This window comes from Agrobacterium sp. MA01, from assembly GCF_009650195.1.
In the GTDB taxonomy this organism is placed as follows: Bacteria; Pseudomonadota; Alphaproteobacteria; order Rhizobiales; family Rhizobiaceae; genus Allorhizobium.
On sequence record NZ_CP045854.1, the window covers coordinates 1982473 to 2002312 of the forward strand.

Annotated in this window: 19 protein-coding genes and 1 pseudogene; 10 read left to right on the top strand and 10 right to left on the bottom strand. The window is 62.8% G+C overall.

Translation table 11 applies throughout. The features are described 5' to 3' along the window. Window positions 1-219: 219 nt before the first annotated feature. Together GH983_RS09670 and GH983_RS09675 are read left to right on the top strand one after the other, a co-directional pair. The gene (locus GH983_RS09670) at window positions 220-1722 is read left to right on the top strand and encodes a DEAD/DEAH box helicase (RefSeq protein WP_054149728.1); all 1503 of its coding nucleotides are present in this window, start codon (window positions 220-222) and stop codon (window positions 1720-1722) included. Window positions 1723-1727: 5 nt separating this feature from the next. Then, complete coding sequence (locus GH983_RS09675) at window positions 1728-2135, top strand: NUDIX domain-containing protein (RefSeq protein WP_054149729.1); 408 nt, start codon at window positions 1728-1730, stop codon at window positions 2133-2135. On the opposite strand, the pseudogene GH983_RS09680 reads toward GH983_RS09675, so the two are convergent. The 7 genes and pseudogenes from GH983_RS09680 to GH983_RS09710 all read right to left on the bottom strand — a co-directional run bounded on the left by GH983_RS09680 (window position 2123) and on the right by GH983_RS09710 (window position 7876). Further along, window positions 2123-2468: pseudogene (locus tag GH983_RS09680) on the bottom strand (TfoX/Sxy family protein). The gene GH983_RS09675 and the pseudogene GH983_RS09680 sit on opposite strands and share 13 nt — an antisense overlap. A gap of 2 nt (window positions 2469-2470) precedes the next feature. Then, complete coding sequence (locus tag GH983_RS09685) at window positions 2471-4114, bottom strand: NTP transferase domain-containing protein (RefSeq protein WP_153762287.1); 1644 nt, start codon at window positions 4112-4114, stop codon at window positions 2471-2473. Then, window positions 4111-4827: an XdhC family protein gene (locus GH983_RS09690; protein WP_153762288.1), complete on the bottom strand. Its 717-nt coding sequence runs from the start codon at window positions 4825-4827 to the stop codon at window positions 4111-4113. The genes GH983_RS09685 and GH983_RS09690 overlap by 4 nt, the downstream gene beginning before the upstream one ends. After that, entirely contained in the window at window positions 4827-5156 is a 330-nt protein-coding gene (locus GH983_RS09695) for an XdhC family protein (RefSeq protein ID WP_069043790.1), read from the bottom strand. Before GH983_RS09695 ends, GH983_RS09690 begins: the two co-directional genes overlap by 1 nt. Continuing rightward, window positions 5156-6430 (bottom strand): VWA domain-containing protein, encoded by a 1275-nt coding sequence (locus GH983_RS09700; RefSeq protein WP_153762289.1) that lies wholly within the window; start codon window positions 6428-6430, stop codon window positions 5156-5158. Before GH983_RS09700 ends, GH983_RS09695 begins: the two co-directional genes overlap by 1 nt. 1 nt (window position 6431) lies before the next feature. Continuing rightward, window positions 6432-7364 carry a MoxR family ATPase gene (locus tag GH983_RS09705; RefSeq protein ID WP_153762290.1) on the bottom strand — a complete coding sequence of 311 codons (933 nt, stop codon included), beginning with the start codon at window positions 7362-7364 and terminating at the stop codon, window positions 6432-6434. A gap of 26 nt (window positions 7365-7390) precedes the next feature. Then, complete coding sequence (locus GH983_RS09710; RefSeq protein WP_069041258.1) at window positions 7391-7876, bottom strand: flavin reductase; 486 nt, start codon at window positions 7874-7876, stop codon at window positions 7391-7393. A 165-nt stretch (window positions 7877-8041) separates the two neighbouring features. Between GH983_RS09710 and GH983_RS09715 the strand changes: the two genes are divergently transcribed. Next, on the top strand, window positions 8042-9136 hold the full coding sequence (locus GH983_RS09715) for a branched-chain amino acid ABC transporter substrate-binding protein (protein WP_153762291.1): 1095 nt from the start codon (window positions 8042-8044) through the stop codon (window positions 9134-9136). A 6-nt stretch (window positions 9137-9142) separates the two neighbouring features. On the opposite strand, the gene GH983_RS09720 is transcribed toward GH983_RS09715, so the two are convergent. Continuing rightward, window positions 9143-9907 (bottom strand): SDR family NAD(P)-dependent oxidoreductase, encoded by a 765-nt coding sequence (locus tag GH983_RS09720; protein ID WP_054149790.1) that lies wholly within the window; start codon window positions 9905-9907, stop codon window positions 9143-9145. A gap of 210 nt (window positions 9908-10117) precedes the next feature. Here GH983_RS09720 and rpe point away from each other — a divergent pair, with 210 nt between their 5' ends. The 5 genes from rpe (at window position 10118) to GH983_RS09745 (ending at window position 13732) form a co-directional block, all read left to right on the top strand. After that, window positions 10118-10795 (top strand): ribulose-phosphate 3-epimerase, encoded by a 678-nt coding sequence (rpe, locus tag GH983_RS09725; RefSeq protein WP_054149791.1) that lies wholly within the window; start codon window positions 10118-10120, stop codon window positions 10793-10795. Beyond that, window positions 10792-11511 (top strand): DUF2259 domain-containing protein, encoded by a 720-nt coding sequence (locus GH983_RS09730; protein WP_153762292.1) that lies wholly within the window; start codon window positions 10792-10794, stop codon window positions 11509-11511. The genes rpe and GH983_RS09730 overlap by 4 nt, the downstream gene beginning before the upstream one ends. Next, window positions 11511-11990 carry a hypothetical protein gene (locus GH983_RS09735; RefSeq protein WP_153762293.1) on the top strand — a complete coding sequence of 160 codons (480 nt, stop codon included), beginning with the start codon at window positions 11511-11513 and terminating at the stop codon, window positions 11988-11990. Before GH983_RS09730 ends, GH983_RS09735 begins: the two co-directional genes overlap by 1 nt. Window positions 11991-12054: 64 nt before the next feature. Next, on the top strand, window positions 12055-13356 hold the full coding sequence (gene purB / locus GH983_RS09740; RefSeq protein WP_069041255.1) for an adenylosuccinate lyase: 1302 nt from the start codon (window positions 12055-12057) through the stop codon (window positions 13354-13356). Between the two features lie 79 nt (window positions 13357-13435). Beyond that, complete coding sequence (locus GH983_RS09745; protein WP_153762294.1) at window positions 13436-13732, top strand: hypothetical protein; 297 nt, start codon at window positions 13436-13438, stop codon at window positions 13730-13732. 10 nt (window positions 13733-13742) lie between these two features. On the opposite strand, the gene GH983_RS09750 is transcribed toward GH983_RS09745, so the two are convergent. Beyond that, the gene (locus GH983_RS09750; protein WP_069041253.1) at window positions 13743-14534 is read right to left on the bottom strand and encodes a DUF2189 domain-containing protein; all 792 of its coding nucleotides are present in this window, start codon (window positions 14532-14534) and stop codon (window positions 13743-13745) included. Window positions 14535-14779: 245 nt separating this feature from the next. Beyond that, window positions 14780-16438: a tannase/feruloyl esterase family alpha/beta hydrolase gene (locus GH983_RS09755; protein ID WP_153762295.1), complete on the bottom strand. Its 1659-nt coding sequence runs from the start codon at window positions 16436-16438 to the stop codon at window positions 14780-14782. Between the two features lie 167 nt (window positions 16439-16605). Here GH983_RS09755 and GH983_RS09760 point away from each other — a divergent pair, with 167 nt between their 5' ends. Then, window positions 16606-17160, top strand: a complete 555-nt coding sequence (locus tag GH983_RS09760) for an alpha/beta hydrolase (protein WP_054149742.1) — start codon at window positions 16606-16608, stop codon at window positions 17158-17160. A gap of 133 nt (window positions 17161-17293) precedes the next feature. After that, entirely contained in the window at window positions 17294-19807 is a 2514-nt protein-coding gene (locus tag GH983_RS09765; RefSeq protein ID WP_153762296.1) for an EAL domain-containing protein, read from the top strand. Window positions 19808-19840 lie beyond the last annotated feature (33 nt).

Genomic DNA, 19840 nt, shown 5'->3' on the forward strand with positions numbered 1-19840 from the left:
GGACGATTCGCAGCAGGTTTTCCGTCAGCAGGGCTCCGGTTTGCGGATAACCATGACGTTGCAAGCCAATTAATCGTGATCATTAAGCCTTTGTAGGGGTAAATCCGCCCGTTTCCTTGACTTTCCGGCAGTTTCCTTCTATTCGCCGCAACCATTGTTGCCCGATCTTCCGGGCTATTGAGCGATGTTCGCGAGAACAGGAACGGAAACTACTTCCCTTTGACCACTTTTGCTGACCTTGGCCTGAGCCAAAAAGTCCTTTCTGCCGTCACCGATGCCGGCTACACCATTCCGACCCCGATCCAGGCAGGCGCAATTCCGCCGGCCCTGCAGCGGCGTGACATTCTCGGCATCGCCCAGACAGGCACCGGCAAGACGGCAGGCTTCGTTCTCCCCATGTTGACGCTGCTCGAGAAGGGCCGCGCCAGGGCTCGCATGCCGCGCACGCTCATTCTGGAGCCGACGCGCGAATTGGCAGCCCAGGTCGCCGAGAACTTCGAGAAGTACGGACGGAATCACAAGTTGAACGTGGCGCTGCTGATTGGTGGCGTGTCGTTCGATGAGCAGGATCGCAAACTGGAACGTGGTGCCGACGTCCTGATCTGCACACCAGGCCGCCTGCTCGACCATTGTGAGCGCGGCAAGCTTCTGATGACAGGCGTCGAGATCCTCGTGATCGACGAAGCCGACCGAATGCTCGACATGGGCTTCATCCCCGATATCGAGCGCATCGCCAAGATGATCCCGTTCACGCGTCAGACGCTGTTCTTCTCGGCAACCATGCCGCCAGAAATCCAGAAGCTGGCCGACCAGTTTCTGCAGAATCCAGAGCGAATCGAAGTCGCTCCGCCGTCATCGACGGCGAAGACGGTGACGCAGCGCCTCGTCGCATGCCACAACAAAGATTACGAGAAGCGTTCGAAGCTGCGAGACCTCATCCGCGCCCAGGACGACCTGAAGAACGCGATCATCTTCTGCAACCGCAAGAAGGATGTCGCCGACCTCTTCCGGTCGCTCGAGCGCCACGGCTTCTCGGTGGGCGCGCTGCATGGCGACATGGACCAGCGCTCTCGTACGACCATGCTGGCAGGCTTCAAGGCCAACGCGATCACGCTGCTCGTCGCCTCTGACGTCGCCGCCCGCGGCCTCGACATCCCCGATGTCAGCCATGTCTTCAATTTCGACGTTCCGATCCACGCCGAAGACTATGTCCACCGCATTGGCCGTACCGGTCGTGCCGGACGCTCAGGCGCGGCCTTTACCCTGGTTACGCGCAGCGACACCAAGTTCCTCGATGCCATCGAAAAGCTCATCGATCAGAAGATCGAATGGCTTGATGGCGACCTGTCGGCCCTTCCGGCGCCGGCCGAGAGCCATGACGAAAGCCGTGGAAAACGCGGCCGCGACAAGGGTCGTGAGCGGCGCGGCGGTCATAAATCCGATACGCGCAGCGAGTATGTCAAACCGGCAGAGGAACAACAGGTGATGGAAGCGGTGAAAGTGGAAGCGATCAAGGTGGAGCCGGTGGCGACAGAACGCAAAACGGACAAGCGCCGCGATCAGAACCCGCGCAACAACCGCAACAATCCTTATCCGGCAAACGACGACAATCGTGATCGCCGCCGCAACCGTCATAACGACCATGACGACGGCCCGACGCCCGTTGGCTTCGGCGATGACATCCCGGCCTTCATGCTGATCGTCGCTGCCGCCAAGGCCTGATCCCTGTGGGTCAGCCCGGTATCGATTTCCCCGGTCTCGGGGTTGGTCTTGCCATCCTCCGGGATGGCAAACTGCTTTTGTGCAAGCGCATGAAGGCGCCGGAAGCCGGCCACTGGAACATCGTCGGCGGCAAGGTCGATCACATGGAGCGTGCCGAGATCGCCGCGCGCCGTGAGGCCGAGGAAGAAACGGGGCTCTCGATCGGTCCGATCCGCTATCTCGGCATTACCGAACAATTGATCGAGGCGGACCGCCAGCACTGGATCTCGCTGCTCTACGTCACCGACGACACATCCGGCGATCCACAACTGACCGAACCGGACAAGCTTTCGGAAATCAGCTGGTTTGATCTGGATGACCTGCCGCAGCCGCTTTCCGCCTTCACCCAGACGGTTCTGACCTATCTGCGCTGAGCGGCCTCACGCTCAGTAACCCGCATCGCGGCATCGAGCGCGATACGCGCCCATTTCGCCATGATGTCGGGGTCGTCGAGCGCTTCGTCGGGGATCGTCCAATAGGGCATGGCGACAGGCTTGCCGCTTCGACCCTCGTAGCACCAGCGCCGGGCGCCGGCTTCTTCGAGCAAGGGCGCACTCTCGTCGTCACCCTTCAGCATCAGTTCGCCGCGCAGCTCGAGTGCGAAGATGATGCCGCGCGCATAAATGCCCTTCCTTGCCGCCGAACATTCGACGGATCGATACCGGCCCGACCGCCTCGAACATCTCCTCAATCGCCGCATTGTCCATGATCAATCCTTCAGGATCCCGCCGGCTGCCAGAATGGCCTCGGGCGTATCGACATCAAGACGGGCAGCGGGGCCGATCTCGACATCGATGACGGCAAGCCCCGCGCTTTCGATCACAGGCCGGGCGCCGATATCGCCTTCAAGCGTCTTCAAGGCCTCGAAGGTTGCTGCGGGCAAAATGACGGGATTGCCGCGCTGGCCATCGGAAACGGCGCGCACAATCGCCTTGCCGCCGGATTTACCGTAAGCGCTTGCAAGTGCTGCGATATCCGCGCTGGAGACGTTCGGCATGTCAGCCAGCAGCACCATCATGCCAGGCAGCCCCTTGGCCTCGACCGAGGCAAGTCCCGCCTTCAGCGAACTCGCCATACCGGTCAAAAAGTGTTCATTTTCTAGCACTTCAACAGCGAACCCTGCAAGCGCCTCGGCAACCTCGCCGCCGCGATGGCCGGTGATGACCGTAACAGCACCGACGCCGGCCTCGATTGCCTGACGCACGGAGCGTCGTACGAGCGGCTCGCCCTCGAACTCGGCGAGCAGCTTATGGCGACCACCCTCGCCCATCCGGCTTGCCCGCCCTGCGGCAAGCACCACGAGGCCAAAGGCCGCCGGATCGACGTCCTTCGTGGCACTTAGACGCGGCAGCGGACGGCTCGGGATCTCCATCAGCAGACCACCGACGCCCCAGCCCGCCATTTCCATGCGGTCGGGCGGTTGACCGGCGAGAATGCCATTCAGGACCCAGTCAAAACCATTTTCCTTCGGCGAGCGGGCGCAGCCTGGCGCACCGATGACGGGGACATCGCCCACATGACCGAGAACCAGCAGATTGCCAGGATCCACGGGCAGGCCGACCTGATCGACCACGCCACCGGCAAGGCGGATGGCGGAGGGTATCACGTCATCGGCATCTGCCACGGCCGAGGCACCAAAGACGACGATGAGCGGCGGACCGTCTTCCACGGCAGTTCTGTCGTTAAGCGAGGCGCGGATGGCGTCCGCCACGGCGTCAGCCCGATGCGGGACCCGGTGTTCAGATGCAAGTCGGCTCGCCGAGGGCGCAAGCCGGGCTTCAAGCACGCGGGTCGTCTTGTCCATGACAGACGGTTTCAGGGACGGCAGATGGGTCGCGACGAGATGTACCCGGTGGCGACAATAGGGCGCGACCTCAAAGGCGATGACCGCCTGCAGGAGGGCAGCAGCTTCTGCAACACGTGCACCGGCCACGGCCAGCGGGATGATCTTCACGGTCGCGACGAGATCACCGGCCCGCACGTCCCGCCGATCAGCGAGACAGGCGAGCGTGATCGCGGGATCGACGGCGTTGAAGCGGTCGACCAACGTCCTGTTCGCGCGAAAGAGACCGTTTGCAGAGGCATAGAAATTCACACGCCCGGTCGAGGCCGGACTGCGGGTCAGGCCTCTGGGCTCTATTGAAGCGCTCAACCGGTCGGCCGCTTCGTCTTCCATCAGGTCGCCCGGTTCCAGCCGGCAGGCAATGACGGTCGTCACCCCCTCTGCCTGCAAGCGAACGAGATCCGCCGTCTGCAGGCGGTGTCCCTTCGGCAGTTTGCCGGAGGCGAGTGGCTGGGAATGCGCAAGGATCGCACCCTCAGCTTCTGGTGTCAGGATCGGCCCGAACTTCACGGCGATGCCTCATGGGAGCCGAAGGCCGCCCCGACACTACGCAGGCGCAGCGACTGGATGACATCGGCGAGGATCGCGACCGCGATTTCGGCCGGTGTGGCAGCGCCGATATCGATGCCGATCGGGGCCCGGATGGCGGCAATGGTCTCGGCATCCAGACCGCCCGCCGTCAAGCGCTCGACGCGCTTCGCATGCGTCTTGCGGGAGCCAAGCGCACCGACATAGAAGCAGCGCGCCTGCAGCGCCGCGATCAGGCCGGGATCGTCGATCTTCGGATCATGGGTGACGGCCACCATGGCGGAATAGCGGTCGAGCGGCATCCCGGCAAAGACCTCGTCCGGCCAGTCAGCCCGTAGATCGATACCGGCGAAGCGCTCGGGCGTTGCGAAGGCTGTGCGCGGATCGATGATGGTGACGGCAAAGCCTGATAACGCCGCCATCGGCGCCAGTGCCTGGCTGATGTGCACGGCGCCGATCACGACGATCCGCGGCGGCGGCAGATGCACGTTCAGGAACAGGATCTTGCCCGCGATCTCGGCAGTGCCCGACTTGCCGGAGAGAAGACGCGCCCGGATCCCCTGCCCCAGGGCATCGGTCGCAACCTGATCCTCGGTGATTAGTTGCGAGACGCCCGTGTCGAGGTCGCTCACCAGCACGGCGCCGAGACGGTCACGTTTCGCGGCGTTCAGAGCCGCAAGCGTCGAAATCTCCATCAGCCGAGCCTCTCGACCTGCACGCGGATGCGGCCGCCGCAGGACAGCCCCACCCGCCAGGCGGTCTCGTCGGCCACGCCGAATTCGAGCATCTTCGGCGTCCCGCTCTCGATTACGTCGAGCGCCTCCGTGATGACAGCCCCTTCGACACAGCCACCGGACACCGAGCCCTCGAAATTGCCCTCGCCATCGATGACAAGATGGCTGCCGATCGGGCGCGGCGCCGAGCCCCAGGTCTCGATCACGGTCGCGATCGCGACGGATCGTCCCTCGGCGAACCAGCTTTCGGCAATTTCGAGCGGATCGCGCAGAACGGCTTCGGTGGTCATCATGGCTGGCTCCTGTCTGAAGCGAGGTAACGCCGGGGATCGCAGTTCCGATCCGGCGCCCCGGAAAGAGATTGGACGAGATCCGAAAGCGCTTCCAGATTATGGACTGACCGCAACTCGTCGACATGCGGCAGCATTGCGCGCACCCCCCGCGCGCGCGCTTCGAAACCGGCAAAGCGCAGCAGCGGATTGAGCCAGACGAGGCGCCTACACGAACGATGTAGCCGGTCGGTCTCGCGGGCAAGCATATCGACCTCGTCCCGCTCCAGCCCGTCGGTGATCAGGAGAACAACGGCACCCTGCCCCAGAACGCGACGGCCCCAATGGCGGTTGAAGAGCCTGAGCGTTTCGCCGATCCGCGTACCGCCCGACCAGTCGGCCACGGCGTCTGTGCATTGCGCAATCGCCTCGTCCGGATCTCGGTGACGGAGTTGCCTCGTCACATTGGTCAGCCGCGTACCAAAGAGGAAGGTATGCACCCGGCGGCGACGTTCGGTCAGAACATGCAGGAAATGCAGGAAGATGCGGGTATACTGGCTCATCGAACCGGAAATGTCCGCGAGGATGACGAGCGGCGGCGGCTGTTGCCGGCGCTCTCGAAACTTGGGCAGCATCAGGTCGCCGCCAGTCCGCAGCGACTGGCGCATGCTGGCGCGCGGATCGATGATGCGCCCGCGTGGCGACATCCGGTAACGGCGCGTTTGAACGAGATCGAGCGGCATGGCCAAGCGTTCAATGGCACGCCGCGCCTCCTTCAGTTCGCTCGCCGTCATCTGCCCGAAATCAAGCCGGCGAAAGACCTCCTGGCCCGAAACCGTGAGCCGAGCATCGATCTCGACATCCGGCTCGTCGCGTGGCTTCGGCTCGCGTTTTCTGTCGGCAAACAAAGCATCGCTGACACGCGCTCCGCCGGCCTTCGGCTTCTGCCGCTCTCCGATCGCCGCCACCGGCGACATCAGCGCGATCATCTTGCCGACGAGATCCCGTGAGCGCCAGAAGATCGAAAAGGCCTCGTCGAAAACCGGCTGATCCTCGTGGCGTTTGACGAAGATCGCCGAGAGCGCCGCATGGAACTCGATGCGCGAGCCGATGCCGATCGCGTCGATCGCCTCGATGGCGTCGATCACGGCACCGGGGCCGGGCTTCAGGCCAGCCTTTCGCAAGACACGCGCAAAATGCACGATATTGTCGGCGAGCCGCCCGTCGCCCTTAACCGGTGGCGGCACAACGATTCCGTCACGTCCATTGGCGGGATGCGGCCCGAAGCTTTCCATCTCAGCCGGCCTTCGCCAGGAGTTCGGCCTTGACCTCCGAGAGCAGCTTCTCGCCCTCGCTGCCCTGGATGCGGGCGATGTCTTCCTGGTACTTCAAAAGCGTGCCGAGCGTATCGGCGATCGTCTCCGGATCGAGCGCCAACCGGTCGAGTTCGGTAAGCGCCGTTGCCCAGTCGATGGTCTCGGCGATGCCGGGGTTCTTGAACAGGTCGATGGTCCTGAGTTTCTGCACATAGGCGACGATCTGCCGGGAGAGCTGTTCGTTGCAACCCTTCACCTTGCGGCGGATGATCACCAGTTCGTCGGCAGCGGCCGGATAGTCGACCCAATGGTAGAGGCACCGGCGCTTCAGCGCGTCATGCACCTCGCGGGTGCGGTTCGACGTGACGATGACGATCGGCGGCTCGGAGGCCTTCACCGTCCCGAATTCGGGGATGGTCACCTGGAAATCCGAGAGGACTTCCAGCAGGAAAGCCTCGAAGGCCTCGTCAGTGCGGTCGAGTTCGTCGATCAGGAAAACCGGCGCGCGTCCCGGTTCGCCTTGCAGCGCCTGAAGGACCGGACGGCGGATCAGATAGCGCTCGGAAAAAATGTCGCCCTCGAGCCGGGTTCGATCCGAGACGCCGGAGGCTTCAGCCATGCGGATTTCCAGCATCTGTGCCGGGTAGTTCCACTCGTAGACTGCGGAGGCCACATCGAGGCCTTCGTAGCACTGCAGGCGGATCAGCGGGCGGTCGAGCGCCTTGGCCAGCACCTTGGCGACTTCGGTCTTGCCGACACCGGCTTCCCCTTCCAGGAAAAGCGGCCGTTTCATCTTGAGCGCGAGAAATAGCACCGTCGCCAGCGGCCTGCCGGCCAGATAATCCTCAGCCGAAAGCAGATCGATTATGCCATCGATCGTCTCCGGCAGCACCTTTCCCGAGGTCTCTGCCATGTCTCCTCCCATGTTCGAGGGGAAGTCTATAGCGTGTGATAGCCCCGGTCCAGATAGATGAGCGACGGCTCACGCTGACCGAAATGCACCGCCTTCACCTCGCCGAAAAGGATCGTGTGGGTATTCGTCACCTTGCGGTCGGTCACGACACAGTCGAAGGCGACGATCGCATCGACAAGCACCGGCGACCCGGTTTCCATCACCTGCCATTCAGCCTGGGCAAACCGGTCTTCGGCAGAGAGTTTGCCGAACCCTGCAAAGGCATTCGCCAGATCCTGGTGATGGGCGCCCAGCGTATTCAAGGCGAAATGCCCACTCTCGAAAAGCACGGCATTGCTCGCATTGCTGTTGTTGAGGCAGGCAAGCACCATGGGCGGGCTGTCGGACACCGAGCAGGCGGCGGTGATCGTAACCCCGCGCCGGATGCCTTGGTGCTCCGTCGTCACGATCTGCACATGCCCCGCATAATGGCTCATGGCCTCGCGATAAACGGCTGGATCCAGAACTTGCATGCTCAAACTCACGTTTCCCCCTTGGAAGCTTGCCCTCAAGACACCGCAATATGGGCCGCAGCCCTTATCTTTTCCACAACACCATCACGATTTCGGTGATGCACCGCATTGCCCGGCGTAAAGCCAGCATTTCCAATTGCCTGCGCGTTCGGCTAGGATCGTGCCATGACCCACGCACGCCCTTTCACAACCTGGCTTTCGCTCCCCGCTTTGCTCTTGCTCAGCGTGCCCGCATCGTCGGCTGCGGAGCTGAAACTTGCCGTGGTCGCCCCGACGGCCGGTAGCTTCGCCGTGCTCGGCGACCAGGTGCGCGAGGGCGCGGCGCTGGCCGCAGAAGGACTATCAATCAGCATTGTCGAGATCGACGAGCCCTGCACCGAAGGCAGCGGCCAGGCGGTGGCCGAAGCGATCACGGCGGCCGGGGTGAAGGCAGCGGTCGGCTTTCTCTGCAGCGAAACCTTGAAGGAGGGCCTGCCCGTTCTGGCAGATGCCAACCTTCCCGCACTGACACTGTCGGTCCGCTGGAAAGGGCTGATGGAGGATGCGGTAAAGGCCGGCTGGCCGCTGTTCCGTCTCGCACCCAATGGCGATCAGGAATCCGGCAAGCTCTCTCAGGTCATCCTGCGTGATTGGCCAGGCGAACCGGTGGCTCTGCTGGAAGACGGCACGATCCGCGGCCGAGAACTGACCGAGGCGATCCGGATCACGCTCGAAGAACGCGGCCTGAAACCCGCCTTCATTGACACCTTCCGACCGGGTCAGGAGCAGCAGCTGACACTGGTCCGTCGGCTCAAGACGGCCGGCATCAGCCATGTCTTTGTCGGTGGCGATCGCAACGATGTCTCGATCATCGCCCGTGACGCCAAGGCTGAAGACCTGTCACTGACGCTTCTCGGCGGCGAAGCCATGCGGGCGGCAGATGAACCAGTTCCACTGGAAGATGGCGTGCTCGCGGTCGGTCTCGTGGAGACACCGCAGGGGCCATCGGCTCCGGCGCTGATCGGCGATTTCGAGGCCGCAGGGATAGCTCCAGAGGGCTATGTTCTGCCGGCCCATGCGGCCGTCACCATGCTCGCAGATTCCTGGGGCATCTCGTCCGCCATGGGCACACCCGTCACGGATGCACTGATCGGCACGACCTTCGAGACGGTGATCGGCCCGATCACCTTCGGTGAGGATCACGAGCTGACCGAGAACCCCTATCGCTTGCTGAAATGGCAGGACAACGCATTCGTGCCCGTGTCCGAACCATCGCAGTAACCGCGATCAGTCGCGGTAGGGCCAGAAGGCCTGGCTGAACACGCCGCCATCCACCCAGATCGTCTGGCCGGTCACAAAAGCCGATTGCGGACCGGCGAGGAAAAGGACCGGTCCTGCAATGTCTTCCGGCGTGCCGACACGACGCAGAGGCGTCACATCGCCCCAGGTCTTCGCATAATCGGGAGCCTCGGCCTGGGTGCGTGCCGTTTCGATCGCACCGGGTGCCACGCAATTGACGCGGATCTGATGCGGCCCGAGCTCGACGGCCGACACTTTGGTCAGCTGCTCGATGCCGCCCTTCGATGCAGTATAGTCGACCAGTTTCGGAAAGGCCTGCTTGTTGCAGCCGGAACCGAGATTGATGATCGACCCGCCCTTGCCCGCCTCGACCATGCGGCGCGCCACACGCTGACTGTTGAGGAAGGTGCCCTTGAGATTGGTGCTGATGACGGCGTCCCAGCGCTCTTCGGAAAGCTCAAGCATCGAGGCCCAGGTCTGGATGCCGGCATTGTTGACGAGCACGTCCGGCACCTGTCCCGCCCAGGCGATCACCTCGTCCAGGAATGCTTCGATGTCAGCGCTGTTGGCCACCTCGCATTCCCGACCGATCGCGCGACCACCAAGCGCAGACACATCCTTCTCGACCTCCGCTGCGGCATCCGGCTGACCGAGATGGGTAAAGGCGACGTCATATCCTTCGCGCACAAAGGCCGACACCAGATGACGGCCGATGCCGGAGCTTCCGCCGGTGATGATTGCAAATTTGGCCACGACGTCCTCCCGGATGGCTATGCTTTTGCCGAGGGATGCAGCGCCGGGCAGCAATCGTCAAGGCCAGCCATGCCGATGACAGGCGTCTCATCCGAAGGCATGGTTGCCGCTCAAGGGCGCCGATGCTATGCGGACCGCCATCAACAGCTGGTGCCCGCGCCTCTCGTCCGCGACGGCATCGATCGATCCCTGGCCCGCGAGGAGCTTCCGATGACCCGCCCTCTCCTGATCTCGCCTTCCATTCTGGCTGCCGACTTCTCCCGCCTCGGAGAAGAAGTGCGCGACGTCGTCGACGCCGGCGCAGAATGGGTGCATCTCGACGTGATGGACGGCCATTTCGTCCCGAACATCTCCTTCGGCCCCGCAATCATCAAGGCACTGCGCCCCTGGACCAAGGCGGTCTTCGACTGCCACCTGATGATCGCGCCGGCCGATCCCTATCTCGCCGCCTTCGCTGATGCCGGCTGCGACATCATCACGGTGCATGCGGAAGCCGGCCCGCACCTGCACCGCTCGCTGCAGACCATCCGGGCGCTCGGCAAGAAGGCCGGCGTTTCGCTCAATCCGGCAACGCCGCTTTCGGTCCTCGAGCATGTGATGGATGATCTCGACCTGATCCTGATCATGAGCGTCAACCCGGGCTTCGGCGGCCAGAAGTACATTCCGGCGATGACGGACAAAATCGCCAAGGCGAAGGCCCTGATCGGCAACCGCCCGATCGACCTCGAGGTCGATGGCGGCGTCACCGCCGACAATGCCGCCGAAATCGCCAAGGCCGGCGCCAATGCGCTGGTTGCCGGCTCGGCGATCTTCAAGGGCAAGGGCGTTGACGACTACCGCAAGACGGTCGACAGTCTGCGAAAGGCAGCCGAGGGAGGTCGGGCTTGAAACTGCAGCTATCTGCCATCGCGCTCGCGCTTCTGACGGCCTCTGCGGCCTCAGCCGGAGACGTGGCGGAAATGCGTCCCCTGGGTTTCTCGCCTGACGGCAAGTTCTTCGCCTTCGAGCAGTTCGGCGAGCAGGATGGCTCCGGCTTCGCCTATGCCGAAATTCAGGTGATCGACACCGAAACGGACCAGTATGTTCCGGGCACGCCGGTCAGCGTTCTGATCAAGCGGGAGGAAGCCCCCATCGGTGAAGCACGACGGGAGAGCCTGAAACAGGCGAAGGCCATCCTCGATGAACGCAAAATCGGTGACGACCCCGGGCATCTGGTGGCCATGGCACCGATCGGCGAACTCGCTGGCAAAACCGATGAATTACGCTACCAGGCTTATCCGAGCTTCTATGTATCGGAAGGAGTGTACCGCGAGAGCCTCGAACAATTCGAGGCCAAGGGCGAGGATCTCTGTGTCAACCTGAACGTCAATGTGCGCGGCTTTGCGCTCTCGATCGCCGATGATGCAAAACCCGAGGTGCGGCGCGAGGTGTACCGCGACAAATCCATTCCGAAGAGCCGCAATTGCCCGAGTGCTTACGCCGTCGGCGGTGTCGTCACCCCAGGCTACGGCTCGAACGGACCGCACATGATCATGGTCCAAGTGGCATCCCTTGGCTTCGAGGGCAACAATCTGCGCTGGCTGGCCGTCCCGGTGAAGCCCTGATGCCGCGCCGCCCGCTGCCGTCGGTGCAGTTGTGGATGGGCGGTTCGCTTGCCTGGGCTCTGGCCATGGCGGCAAGCTTTCAGCTTTCCGTCCATTTCTTCGGACGCGCGACAAGCAGTCATGACCTGGCCTTGACCCTGATCTACGCTGCCGGCGGTCTGATCGGCTGGCTCGTCGCCCTGCCCCTGATCCACGTGGTCGAAAAGCGCGGAGGGCAGCAGACCGTTCTGGCCGCCTGGCTTTTGCTGCTCGGCGTCGTCACGGTCGGTGCGATCTCAGGGATCTATGCCCTGCAATATCGAAGCTTCTATGCCCACTGGCACGCACCATTCCCCTCGCGCATCTGGGTTTATCAGCAGATTTTCACCACAGCATCCGCCCTCTACCAGTTCGCCGTGCTCGGGCTGCGCCACCTGCTGCCGGCCGGGTTGGCCATGCTTCTGGTGCTCAGCATGGTGATGGCCCGCCGCAGCCGTTGAGCTTGCCGCCCCACTTTGCTAAGGGGGGCCAGCATTTTCCCATGTCCAACGAAAGACGAGCCCGATGATCCCGCGTTACTCCCGGCCGGAAATGGTCGCCATCTGGTCCCCCGAAACCAAATTCCGCATCTGGTTCGAGATCGAGGCCCATGCCTGCGACGCGCTCGCTGACCTCGGCGTGATCCCACAGGAATCCGCACGCACCATCTGGGAAAAGGGTGGTCCGGCCGAATTCGACGTCGCCCGCATCGACGAGATCGAGGCCGTCACCAAGCACGACGTCATCGCCTTCCTGACGCATCTCGCCGAGTTCATTGGCCCGGATAGCCGCTTCGTGCACCAGGGCATGACCTCGTCGGACGTGCTCGACACGACCCTCAACATTCAGCTGGTCCGCGCCGCCGACATCCTGATCGCCGACATGGATCGGGTTCTGGCAGCGCTGAAGGCCCGCGCCTTCGAACACAAGGATACGGTCCGCATCGGCCGCAGCCACGGCATCCATGCCGAGCCGACAACGATGGGCCTGACCTTCGCCCGCTTCTATGCCGAAATGGCCCGCAACCGTGACCGCCTCGTAAATGCCCGTGCGGAAGTCGCGACCGGCGCGATCTCCGGCGCCGTCGGCACCTTCGCCAATATCGACCCGCGCGTCGAAGAACATGTCTGCGCCAAGCTCGGCCTCGTGCCGGAGCCGATCTCGACCCAGGTCATCCCGCGCGACCGCCATGCGATGTTCTTCGCCACGCTTGGCGTCATCGCGTCCTCGATCGAGAACGTCGCGATCGAAATCCGCCACATGCAGCGCACGGAAGTGCTGGAAGCCGAAGAGTTCTTCTCGCCGGGCCAGAAGGGCTCGTCCGCCATGCCGCACAAGCGCAACCCGGTTCTGACCGAGAACCTGACAGGCCTCGCCCGCCTCGTGCGCATGTCGGTCGTTCCGGCGATGGAGAACGTCGCCCTCTGGCACGAGCGCGACATCAGCCATTCGAGCGTCGAGCGCGCCATCGGCCCCGACACCACGATCACGCTTGATTTTGCGCTCAACCGTCTGGCCGGCGTCATCGAAAAGCTCGTCATCTACCCCGAAAACATGTTGAAGAACATGAACAAGTTCAAGGGCCTGGTGATGAGCCAGCGCGTTCTGCTCGCGCTCACGCAAGCCGGCGTTTCGCGCGAGGACAGCTACCGGCTCGTGCAGCGCAACGCGATGAAGGTGTGGGAAAAAGGCGCCGACTTCCTCGAGGAACTTCTGGGTGATGAAGAGGTGCGCGCAGCGCTTTCGGAAGAAGACATTCGCGAAAAGTTCGACCTCGGCTACCATACCAAGCATGTCGACACGATCTTTGCCCGCGTCTTCGGCTGATACCCGGCGAACGGACATCGGACATAACGAGACGGGCGCGGAGACATTCGCGCCCGTTTTGATTGGGGAGGAGTGAAGCATGGCGCGCCTGTCACGCCTCTTTCTTTCGACAACCGCTATCCTTGCCATCTCGGGCATTTTGCTGCTGAGCGGCGACCGATACGACTGGATGCCGGGGCTTGATCCGACCATCGACCCCTCCGGGATCGAGACTGATGGCAGCCGCGCGCTGGTTCGCACGCTACTGCTTGCGGCCGCTTTGGTTGCATCTGCGATGATGGCCTTGATCACCAACGCGCGAACGAGAGGCGAGCGCCTGCTGCCTCTCGTCTTATCCTTGGCGGCGCTCGCCGCCTATGCCGTCGGCGGCGCATAAGGGTCGAGGATCAGACCACCAGCCGGCGATAGAAGTGCCAGGTCGCATGGCCAAGCACCGGCACGATGATCACGAGCCCGACCATCAGCGTCGCCATCCCGATCGCCAGCAGTCCAGCGACCATCAGGCCCCAGACGGCGACCGGCACAGGATTGGCAAGGCTTGCCCTGACCGAGGTCGAGACTGCCGAGGCGGCGCCGCAATCGCGGTCGAGCAACATAGGAAACGCGACGATGCTGATCACGAGCGCGAGCAGCGCAAGAACGAAGCCGAAGCCATTGCTCCAGAACAGGAAGGCCAGGGCATTCGGATGGTCGAGAATGCCGCCCGCGAAGGCAAAGAGGCCCGGCGACGGATAGTCACCGATCAGCGAGAGATAGAGCCCGCGCGACACCACCAGCCAGACCATGAAGAGCGTCAGCAGGTAGAGGCTCATCATCAGAAGCGCAGGCAATGATGGCGACTTGAAGAGGCTGAGCACGTCGGACCAGTTGGCAGGCTGGCCGAGTTCGCGGCGACGGCTGATTTCCATGAGCCCGAGCGCCAGAAGCGGGCCGACAAGCGCGAAGCCGGCCAGCAGCGGATAAACCATCGGCAGCAGTTCGACGCCTGAACTCCAACCTATCATGATTGCGCCGGCAATCGGATAAATCAGCGCCACGAAGGCATAGTGGGAAGGCTTTTCACGAAAATCCTCATAACCTTCACGCAGTGCTGCAAAGACATCGGACACAGCGATCTGCCGTACCGTAGGCCTGACAATCGTGCCGGTCGCACCGGTCATCACATGAAATGTCGACATTCTCACTTCCTCCTCGAGCAACAGGGTCTGTAAGCTGCAAAGTGAAATGCGTGGGCGGCGTCGGGGCCGGAGCGGTCGCGACAACGCGCCGTAAACAGGGACATCGTATGCTTCAAGAAACATGCGACGCACTTTGTCCTGAGCTAATTAGTGTATCAGCTAACATTTGCCATGTCCTGCGCAACTTGCGCACGAAGGCGTGACAGCCCCGGCAGATCGGCACTGCCGCTGCCGGGGCCGGACCGTCAACGGCAGGTATAGCGGCCCTCGCCGTCGGCGGCTGGATCGGCGCCCGCACGCGTCACGGCAGGATAGGGGCAATAGAGGAAGCGCGTGCCCTCGAGCGAAGCCGCTTCCGTATTGTCTTCCGTTATTCCTGCCGCAACGCCGGAAGGCGCCTTGCCCTGCTCGACCCAGTCGACGAGCGGCGTGAAGAAATCGAAGTCGTTGAAGCTAGGACCACTCGCCCCATGCGGCATTCCCGGGATGCGGTAGAGCTTCACGAAATCCGACGCCCTGCCATCATGGTTGGCATCGAGCTTCTTGTACCAGTAGACCGTATCGACGACCGAGAAAACCGGGTCGGAATTGCCGTGGAAGACGAGCATCTTGTGGCCCGCCTCCCGGAAGGCGTCGAGCCGGGGATTATCGGCACCGGGCGGCACCATGAAGTCCATGGCCGACTCGGTAAAGGTCTCGTCGGCGGCCGCGATCCTCGCACCGTCGCGCGCAACGTCGAAATCGCGCAGGAAAGCGATCAACTCGTCCGGAGTGCCGCCCACTTCCGTCGGCGGTGTCGTGAAGACCTGGGCCAGGGAGGCTGCCCCCATCACCCCGATGATCGGCCTCTTGGCCCAGGGTTCGATCGGGCTTTCGAGCTTCCAGGTGCGCCAGTTGGACGAGGCTATGCCGGTATCGAAGATCCAGTGCGTATAGAGCGCCCTGCCCTCGGCATCCCTAGGCCCGGCAATGGATGTCTTGAGCGCCTCGATCTGCTCCGTACGAAGGCAGCCAGTATTGGCCCCGCTCGCGCAGGCAAGGGTCTCGATCTCAAATGTCGTTTCGCAAGCGTCGGCATCCGCGACGATGCCGTCCGGAACACCGTCGAGACTGTCGCAGGCGGCCAGCACGCCATCCGCCACGGTCTTGAGGTCATCGCGACTGAAAGCCTTCGCAATATCGGGATCGACGGTCGACCAGGCCTGGATGTCGAGCGCGTGCTGGATCGCCGCCTTCGGAAGGTTGAAACCGGGATAACCGACCAGCAATCCGTCGAAGACCTCGGGCATCCGCTCCGCCGCCATCATGCCGTGCCGACCGCCATTTGAGCTGCCAATCCCATAGCGATAGGCGATCGGCTTGCCGTAATGCTTCTCGACGATCTGCTCGGCGATCGGCTGCAGGGTCGCGACGGCGCCGTAGCCATAGTCACGGCGCGCCTGCGGATCAAAGCCGAAGGCCGCTCCGCCGGCCAGACCCCGGTCCGGATTGGCCTTGCCGTCATGACCGGCATCGCTCGAAACAACGGCGTAACCCCGCGCAAGCGCCGTGTCACTCTTGCGACCTCCGAGAAGCGGACCAAGCGCCGGAACGACAGCGCCGTCATTCCCGCCATTGAACTGGTGAACGAAACGCTCGTTCCATTCGACCGGCAGCCGCAACTCGAAGCGGATCGCATAGGTCTTGCCATCGATCCCCTGCCTGTCGGGCGTCTTGCCCCTGATCAGGCAATGGGCGACGGAAACCTCCTCGCTCGGAAGCGTTTCGACAGCCTCGGTGATTATTACGTCGGCGGGCGTGTTCTCTGTTTTGGCGAGGTCGGCGCAAGCGATAGCAGCGCGCGCGGCAGACGGATCAAGGCCGAGCAGCAGCAGTGCCGCCGCCGTCAAATGGACGTGCTTCATGAAATTCCTCCCGATAACAGCCCCGATCGATCTCCTCCCGATCCGGGCACGATGCGATCGTAACACCGCCCACAAGATCGAACTAGTATGTGTTGCGTATTATTTTTATCGAGCCTTCGAGGAGGCATAATCTTGACGACGACCATGCGGGACAGCAGATAGGGACCATGAAAGTTTCAGACGCAGAAATCCTGATCGTTCCCGGCTACACCAATTCCGGCCCCGACCACTGGCAAACCCGGTGGGAGGGCAAGCTATCGACGGCGCGGCGCGTGGAACAGGCGGAATGGTCAAAGCCCGTGCGCGAAGACTGGGTCGCCCGCGTGGCCGAAGAGGTAAACGCGGCCACCAAGCCGGTCGTACTCGTCGGGCATTCGCTTGGCGTGCCCGCGATCGTGCATGCGATCCCGGAGATGAAGAACAAGGTCGCCGGCGCCTTTCTCGTCGCCGCGCCCGACGTTTCCAATCCCGAGATCCGGCCCAAGCACCTGATGACTTTCGGGCCATATCCGCGCCTGACCCTGCCCTTTCCATCTCTCCTGATCGCGAGCCGGAATGATCCCTTCGGCGAATATGCCCATGCAGAGGATATCGCCAATGCCTGGGGCTCGTTCCTGATCGATGCAGGCGAATCGGGTCACATCAACGCCGAATCCGGGCACGGACCATGGCCGGAAGGCACGATGGTCTTCGCGCAGTTCATCGGCCGCCTGCAGGCCTGAGTTCGAGAGCAAGCGTCCAATCCGAAGAGATGCAAACGTTGGGTTAATCCTGGCATCTTCAGGACCAGTTTAAGCCCTTCTTAAGCGGGTACTCATAGACTCCTTGCAATCATGTGAAGCGAGGAGCCTGATTTTGCGCCCACACGCGGCCTCTCCCTCTACTCCCGGCGCGGATGGTATCGACATCGCCTGCCTTCCCTTCCCGGCGGCCTGGCTCGATCCCGACGGCATAATCCGGACGATGAACAAGGCTCTGGGCGCGGCCCTCGGGGAGGCCGTTGCGCCCGGCGACAATCTCGCCAGACACCTGCAGGGCGCCGACGCCGCCAAATTGCTGCTGGCCCTTGGCCGGCGGATGGACGGGGCTCCGTCGACACTGGAAATTTCGACGCCGGGCGGCGACGCCCGACATTTCATCGTCACGCTGGCAAGCCAAGCCTCAGCAGACTCCAGGGTCGGTTCCGTACTGCTCCAGATGACGGACGTGACAGCCCTTCGCCGACAGTTGCATGAGGTGCAAGAGCGCGAAAGCCGCTGGAACCACGCGCTGGTCGGCTCGATCTTGGGTGTCTGGGATCAACGCAGTTCGGGCGAACTCTATTACTCCGACGTCTGGCGCAAGATCCGGGGACTGGGACCGCACGACACTTTCCCGCCAACGATGGAGGAATGGCTGGAACTCGTGCATCCTCAGGATCGTGAGCGCGTCGTGCATTGCATCGAACGGCAAAACGCGGGCGACCCGGATTACAGCGTCTTCCAGTACCGGGAACTCCATCGGGACGGTCACTATGTCTGGATCGAGTGCCGTGGCGCCTGCGTAGAGCGCGACGAAAACGACAAGCCCGCCCGCATCATCGGCACCGACACCGATATCAGCGCCCGCAAGCAGCAGGAAGAATGGCTGGAGGGGCTCTCCCGCCGCCTGAAGCTCGCAATCGACATCTCGGGTATCGGCATCTTCGAAACGGATTTCGACGCCGGCACCAGCGAATGGGACGAAGGGATGCGCCGCATCTTCGAGGTCGAAAACGATTGCGAAGTCCAGATCGGCGGTTTCTGGGAGAGCAAGCTTCATCCGGAAGACCGTGCCCGGACGCTGGCTTACGTCGCGACAAAGATTGCCGAACTGAAACCGTTCACTGACAATTACCGGATCACCGCCCGGGACGGCAGCACACGCTATATCCGCTCCAACAGCCTCCCCTTCATGGACCACGACGGCCGGCTGAAGATGATCGGCGTGAACTGGGACGTGACCGAGGATCAGCGCCTCAGACAGGAACTCGAGCAGCAGAAGATGCTCGCCGAAGCACGCAATGCGGAGCTTGAGCGGACAAGACTGGAGGCCGAGCAGTCGGCCCTGCACGACTACCTTACGGGCTTGCCGAACCGACGCTACCTCGAGGAAAAGCTCGAAGAATGGCGCGCCGGCAAGGGCGCGCTCGGATCCGGCATCGCGATCCTGCACATCGACCTCGACCGCTTCAAGCAGATCAACGACACACTCGGTCACGGCGCCGGCGACGCCATGCTGATGCTGGCGGCCCGCATCCTGCGCGAAAACATCCGGATCACCGACTTTGCCGCGCGAATCGGTGGAGACGAGTTCGTCGTTCTCCTCGACCACGACGGCGCAACACCCACTCTCATCGCCATCGCCAACCGCATCATAGCCCAGATGCGGCAACCGGCCTGGTACAATGGCCAGGAATGCCGATTTGGCGCAAGCATCGGTATCGCGCATACCCTGACCCGCGACATCGACCCGAAGCAATTGCTGCAGAATGCCGATATTGCACTCTACAAGGCGAAAAATCTCGGTCGCAACCGCTACGAATTCTATGTCCAGGCAAGCCGAACCTTGCTCGCCGATACCAACCGTCTCTCCAGCGAACTGCTGCGGGCGCTGGAGAACGATGAGATCTTCCCCCACTACCAGCTGCAGTTCGACGCACGCACGCGGGCCGTTGCCGGGGCGGAGTGCCTCGCACGCTGGCGCCACCCAACCCGCGGCATCCTCGGCCCCGACAAGTTCCTTCCGATTGCTGAAGAGTATGGCATCCTCGCCCAGATCGACGGCCTGATCCTTGAAAAGGCGCTTCGCGACCTGGACGCCTGGCGCCAGGAGGGCATCGCTCCGCCGAAGATCTCCGTGAACGTCTCCGCCCGCCGGCTGACGGACCCCGACCTGGCACGTGGCCTCGCCGATCTCGACATCAAGCCGGGCACGGTGTCGTTCGAACTTCTGGAGAGCGTCTTCCTCGACCGTCAGGACTCTGCCGTCATGAGCAACCTCGACATGCTGCGACGCCTGGCGATCGACATCGAGATCGACGATTTCGGCACCGGACATGCATCGATCGTCGGGCTTTTGAACCTCAAACCGACCACACTGAAGATAGACCGGCAACTGATCGAGGACGTGCCCGACAGCCAGGAGCAGCGCATCCTGGTCAAGTCTATCATCCAGATCGCCCGCTCGCTCGGCATCAAGGTGACGGCCGAAGGGGTGGAGACCGAGGAGCATGCCCGCATCCTCGCCCGGCTCGGCTGCGATATCCTGCAGGGCTACGGCCTTGCCTGGCCGGCCAGCTTCAGTGATGTCTCCGAACGGCTCAGAAACAGAAAATCCGCCCAAGGCTGAGCCCGGGCGGATTGTCGTTGCAGTCGCGGATCG